This is a genomic window from Acidovorax sp. HMWF018, from assembly GCF_003061035.1.
Lineage (GTDB): Bacteria > Pseudomonadota > Gammaproteobacteria > Burkholderiales > Burkholderiaceae_C > Acidovorax > Acidovorax delafieldii.
Window position 1 is genome coordinate 1 of record NZ_QAIM01000580.1, and the last position, 5,944, is coordinate 5,944.

The 5,944-nt window shown below is 66.0% G+C and carries 5 protein-coding genes; all 5 read right to left on the reverse strand.

Annotated features, from left to right (window positions below):
- Nucleotides 1-1,463 (reverse strand): excinuclease ABC subunit UvrC (gene uvrC, locus DBR23_RS24660; RefSeq protein WP_108499881.1); only part of this gene is annotated, 1,463 nt, incomplete at its 3' end.
- A gap of 108 nt (nucleotides 1,464-1,571) precedes the next feature.
- Nucleotides 1,572-2,552: a tripartite tricarboxylate transporter substrate binding protein gene (locus DBR23_RS24665; RefSeq protein ID WP_108499893.1), complete on the reverse strand. Its 981-nt coding sequence runs from the start codon at nucleotides 2,550-2,552 to the stop codon at nucleotides 1,572-1,574.
- 81 nt (nucleotides 2,553-2,633) lie between these two features.
- Nucleotides 2,634-3,614: a tripartite tricarboxylate transporter substrate binding protein gene (locus DBR23_RS24670; protein WP_108499882.1), complete on the reverse strand. Its 981-nt coding sequence runs from the start codon at nucleotides 3,612-3,614 to the stop codon at nucleotides 2,634-2,636.
- Nucleotides 3,615-3,660: 46 nt separating this feature from the next.
- Nucleotides 3,661-4,641, reverse strand: a complete 981-nt coding sequence (locus tag DBR23_RS24675; RefSeq protein ID WP_108499883.1) for a hydroxymethylglutaryl-CoA lyase — start codon at nucleotides 4,639-4,641, stop codon at nucleotides 3,661-3,663.
- A complete protein-coding gene (locus DBR23_RS24680; RefSeq protein ID WP_108499884.1) occupies nucleotides 4,638-5,843 on the reverse strand; it encodes a CaiB/BaiF CoA-transferase family protein in 1,206 nt (401 codons plus the stop codon). Before DBR23_RS24680 ends, DBR23_RS24675 begins: the two co-directional genes overlap by 4 nt.
- Nucleotides 5,844-5,944 lie beyond the last annotated feature (101 nt).

Genomic DNA, 5,944 nt, shown 5'->3' on the forward strand with positions numbered 1-5,944 from the left:
CTGTAGCGGCGCGTGAGCACCTGGCGCATGGCGGCATAGTCGTCGCCCCCCGTGATGCCCTCGATCTTGTAGCGGCGGTATTCGCTGCTTTGCATCTTGTGGTGGTGAAACACCACACACGATGCCTGGGTGGATTCGCCTGCCGTGTGCGAGATGTCGAAACACTCGATGGTGAGCTGGTCCAGGTCTTCGGGCGGCAGGTCCAGCGCCTCTGCCAGCGCCCGCGTGCGGGCCTGCTGCGAGCCCTCCTCGGCCAGCAGACGGGCCAGTTGCAGATCGGCGTTTTTCTGCGCCATGTCCAGCCACGCGCGGCGCTGTTCGCGCGGCTGGTGGATAGCGTTCACGCGCAAGCCACTTTGTTCGGTCAGCGCGTCCAGCAAGGCCTTGTCCACCGGCACACTGGTCACCAGCAGCGGTGGCACGGGCACACCGATGTAGTGCTGGGCAATGAAGGCCTCCAGCACCAGGGCCTCCACGGGGCGAACCGGACGAGACGGGGTAGCCACCGTTTCATCCGCACCGTCCCCGCCCTCTTCTTCGAACACCGCCGCAGCGTCCTCGACATGCACCGGAAAGTACGGCCGGTCGCCCAGGTGGCGGCCACCGCGCACCATGGCCAGGTTCACGCAGGCGCGGCCACCTTGCACGCGCACCGCGAGGATGTCCACATCCTTGTCATCCACCGTCTCGATGGACTGCTGGTGCAGCACGCGCGACAGCGCCTGGATCTGGTTGCGCACCTCGGCAGCCTGCTCAAACTCCAGCTTGTCCGAGTGCGCCATCATCCGCGCCTCCATGGCTTGCAGCACCTCCTGCGTTTCACCACGCAGCAATGCCTCGGCGTGCTGCACGTCAGCCGCATAGGCCTCGGGCGAGATCAAGTCCACGCACGGCCCGGTGCAACGCTTGATCTGGTACAGCAGGCAGGGCCGTGTGCGGTTGGCAAACACCGTGTCTTCGCAGGTGCGCAGCCGGAACACCTTTTGCAACAGCTGAATGGTTTCCTTCACCGCCCAGGCGCTTGGATAGGGGCCAAAGTAGCGGTGCTTCTTGTCCACCGCGCCCCGGTAGTAGGCCATGCGCGGAAACACCTGGCCCGGCGCATCGCCCCGCGTGTGGGCGCCCGGTGTGCCGGTGATCTTGAGGTAGGGATAGCTCTTGTCGTCGCGGAACAGGATGTTGAACTTGGGGTTCAACGTCTTGATGAGGTTGTTTTCCAGCAGCAGCGCCTCGGCCTCGGAGCGCACCACCGTGGTCTCCATGCGCACGATCTTGCTGACCATGTGACCGATGCGTGTGCCGCCATGGTTCTTCTGGAAGTAGCTGGACACCCGTCGCTTGAGGTTGAGCGCCTTGCCCACATACAACAGCGCATCCTGCGCGTCGAAATAGCGGTACACACCCGGCAGCGCGGGCAGCGCAGCCACCTGCGCCAGGAGTTCTTCGGAATGCACATCAGACATGGCGCGTATTGTGGCCCCGCGCGCAGCCTGCCCAATTCACTATCAAATAAATAGCTGCTAGCGCTTAACCATCAAGCGCCAGCGGCCATTTTCATCAAAACACCCGAATCATTCCGCCTCGATCTTCGAGGTCTTCACCACCGTGGCCCAGTTGGCCAGATCGGCCTTCACCTTGTCACCCAGCTGCGCAGGGGTCTGGTAGTCCGCCGTGGCACCCTGCTCCTGCGCCTTTTGCTGGAAAGCCGGGTTCTGCACCACGGTGCGGATGTCGGCCGTGAGTTTGTCCACCACGGCCTTGGGCACGGCGGCCGGGGCAAACACGGCAAACCACGAGGTGGCATCGACTCTGGGGTAGCCGGCCTCGGCCGTGGTGGGCACGTCGGGCAGGCTGGGCAGGCGCTGTTTGCCCGTCACGGCCAGCACGCGCAGTTTGCCGCTGGCAATGTGGGGCATGAAGGGAGGCGCGGTGCCAAAAGTCAGGTCCACCTGGCCGCCCAGAAGGTCCTGCAGTGCGGGGCCCGTGCCCTTATAGGGCACGTGGACCATCTTGATGGCGCCCTGCTGCTCCAGCATGGCACCGGTCACGTGCTGCAGCGAGCCGTTGCCCGACGAGGCATAGTTGAGCTTGCCGGGGTGGGCCTTGGCGTAGGCGATCAGCTCGGGCAGCGTTTTCACCGGCAGGTCGGCACGCACCACGATGATCTGCGGGGCCGAGATCACGTTGGCCACGGGTTGGAAGTCACCCTGCTCCCACTGCTTTTGTTTGGTGATGTGGGGCGAGATGACGTGGTAGCCCGAGTACTGCATCAGCAGCGTGTAGCCATCGGCCTCGGCCCGCTTGACGGCGCTGGCCGCGATGTTGCCGTTGCCCCCGCCCTTGTTGTCTGCGATGACCGATTGGCCCAGCACCGGCGCAAGCGCCTGCGCCAGCATGCGGGCCGACAGGTCGGTAGTGCCACCGGCGGCGGTGGGCACCACCAGGGTCACATTCTTGGACGGGTAGGCGCCCTGCGCCGCTGCGTGGCCGATGAAGCCGGTGGCCAGTGCGGCCAGGGCGAGGGTGGTGAACTGCTTGCGGGTGGTTTTCATGAAAGGGATGTCTCCGTCGTTGTCGTTGTTGTCAAAAAATCTGAGTTGCGAGAAGCAGGAAGGCACAGAGAAAGCACCCGGTCAATCGACCGTGGCGCCCGTGTCCTTGACCACGCGGCTCCACTTGGGCAGGTCGGACTGCACCAGCGCCGCCAGCTGCGCCGCCGTGCCCTTGAAGGGCTCGCAGCCCACGGTGGCCAGCTTGTCCACCACGTCCTTGTGCTCCAGCGCGCGCGCCACCTCGGCCTGCAGCTGCGCCACGATGGGCGCGGGCGTGCCAGCCGGGGCAAACAGCGCATACCACGGCGCCTGGCCAAAGCCCTTGATCGTCTCGCCGATGGTGGGCGCATCGGGCAGTGCGGCCACGCGCTTTTCATTGACCACACCCAGCACCTTGAGCTTGCCTGCCTTGATGAACGCAATGGCTGACGGCAGGCTTTGCACCGACAGCGGCACTTGCCCGCCCACCACGTCGGTGGCTGCAGCGGCGGAACCCTTGTACGGAATGTGCTGCAGCTGGATGCCTGCCGCCTTTTGCAGCATCTCACCAATCAGGTGGTTCAGCGTGCCGTTGCCCGCCGAGGCAATCGCATATTTGCCAGGGCTGGCCTTCGCCAAAGCCACCATTTCGGCCACGGTGTTGGCCGGGAAGGACGGATGAGCCACCAGCACATAGCCCGCCGTGGCCACGGGCGCCACGGGTGCGAAGTCCTTGACCGGATCGAACCCCGGGTTCTTGTACAGCGCAGGGCCAATCACATGGGCGCTGTCGGCCGTCAGCAGCAGGGTGTAGCCATCATTGCGCGCGCGGGCCGTGGCGCCTGTGGCCAGGGTGCCGCCCGCACCAGGGCGGTTGTCCACGATCACGCTCTGGCCCATTTGTTCGCTGAGTTTTTGCGCCACCACGCGCGCAATGGCGTCGTTGGCGCCACCAGCGGCCTGGGGCACCACCAGGGTGATGGGCTTGGAGGGGTATTTGTCCTGCGCGCCCGCAGCCAAAGCAGCGAAGCACAGCACGGCGGCGGTAAAGATGCGGCGGGACAGCGTCGTTTGAAATGTCATGGCTTTTGTCTCCTGGTGTTATGTATGAATGCCGGCTCGCCCGCATTCAGCGGGCCAGCGCCCTTTCGCGGATCGCCTCGAAATCGGCAGGCACCGGGTGCAGTGCCAGGCGCGGACCCGCCTTGGCAATCTGGCTGGGGATATCGTGGCCGATCAACGCAGGCAGTTGCTGCCCAGCGGCCACCAGTTGTGCCAGATCCACCCCGGTGTCATAGCCCATCAGCGCCAGCGCATGCACGATCTCTTCGCTGCACACATTGCCGCTGGCGCCGGGCGCATAGGGGCAGCCGCCCAGGCCGCCCAGCGAGGCATCGAACCGGTCCGCACCCGCGTCGATGGCCGCCAGCAAATTGGCCAGCCCCATGCCGCGCGTGTTGTGGAAATGCAGGGTGAACTCCACCCCCGGCCAGCGCGCGCGGGCTGCCGCGGTGAGCTGGTGCACCTGCGTGGGGTAGGCCATGCCCGTGGTGTCGCACAGCGTGATGCCACGCACCCCCAGGTCCACAAAGCGCTGCACCCAGACGAACACATCGGCCTGGGCCACATCGCCTTCCATGGGGCAGCCAAAAACACACGACAGCGACACATTCACCGCCACATTGGCGCCCTGCGCCAGGGCCACTACCTGCGCCAGCGCCGCAAACGACTGTTCCTGCGTCATGCGCAGGTTGGCCAGGTTGTGCGTGGCACTCACCGACATCACCAGGTTCAGCTCGTCCGTGCGCGACTCGATGGCGCGCTCGGCACCGCGCAGATTGGGCACCAGCGCGGTGTAGACCGTGCCCGGGCTGCGCGTGATCTCGCGCATGACGACCTCGGCGTCTTTCAGCGCGGGGATGGCGGTGGGCGATGTGAACGAAGTCACCTCGATCTTGGACAGGCCCGCTGCCGACAGCGCATTGCACAGAGCGATCTTGTCGGCCGTGGGCACAAAGGCCTTTTCCATCTGCAGGCCGTCGCGCAAGCCGACTTCCTGCATGTGGATGCGGCGGCCTGCGCCTTGCCACACGGTGTTGGATGCACTCATTGAATGACCCCCTTGTTGCGCAGCAGGGCGATCTGTTCGGCCGTCAAACCCGCCTCGGCCAGCACCGCATCGGTGTCATCGCCCAAATGCGGCGCACTGCTGCGGATGGTTCCGGGCGTGCCCGAGAGCTTGGGCACGATGCCCGGCACTTCCACGCTGTAGCCGTCGCGCGTCTGCTGCGTCAGCAGCATGTCGCGGGCGCGGTAGTGCGGGTCTCCGGCGATGTCCTTGGCGGTGTAGACCTTGCCCGCCGGCACGCGGGCGGCGCCCAGCGCGTCCAGCACCTGCTGCACGGTGCGCTGCGCGCTCCAGGCACCGATCGCGGCGTCGATCTCTTCCACACGCGCCACGCGGCCGGTGTTGTTGGCCAGGTCCGGCGCGGCGCCCAGGTCGGGCCTGCCAATCGCGTCCATCAGTCGCTTGAAGATGCTGTCGCCATTGCCCGCCACCAGCACCCAGCCGTCCTGGCAGGGGTAGGCATTGCTGGGCGCAATGCCTGGCAGCGCGCTGCCGGCCGCCTCGCGCACGGCACCAAAAGCGCTGTATTCGGGGATGAGGCTTTCCATCACGTTGAACACCGCCTCGTGCAGCGCCACGTCAATCACCTGGCCTTTGCCCCCGTTGACCTTGCGGTGGTACAGCGCCGTGAGCACGCCGATGGTGCCGTGCAGCGCTGCCAGTGTGTCGCCAATCGAGACACCGACGCGCACCGGCACGCGGCCGGGCTCGCCCGTCAGGTGGCGCAGGCCGCCCATGGCTTCGCCGATGGCGCCAAAGCCTGGCAGGTCGCGGTAGGGTCCCGTCTGGCCGTAGCCAGAGATGCGCAGCATCACGAGGCCGGGGTTGAGTTGGTGCAGCTCCTCGGGCGACATGCCCCAGCCTTCCAGCGTGCCGGGGCGGAAGTTCTCGACCAGCACATCGGCTTCTGCAATCAGCTGGCGAGCAATGTCCTGTCCCTCCTTTTGCCGCAGGTCCAGCGCCACCGAGCGCTTGTTGCGCGACTGCACCTGCCACCAGACGGAGGTGCCTTCCTTGATGAGGCGCCAGTTGCGCAGCGGGTCGCCGGTCTCGGGCGCCTCGATCTTGATCACATCGGCGCCAAACTCGCCCAGCGTCTTGCCGCAGAAAGGCCCGGCAATGAGCTGGCCCATTTCGATGACGCGCACGCCTTGCAACGCGGCGGGGGAAGCAATGGAATCCATGGGTGGGGTTATCTCCTGCGGCCAGCCCCACGCCGGGGCGGCTCGGGGCGAATGATGCGCAGGGTGTGCGGGGCCGTAAATCGCTCAAGCAACAAGATGCC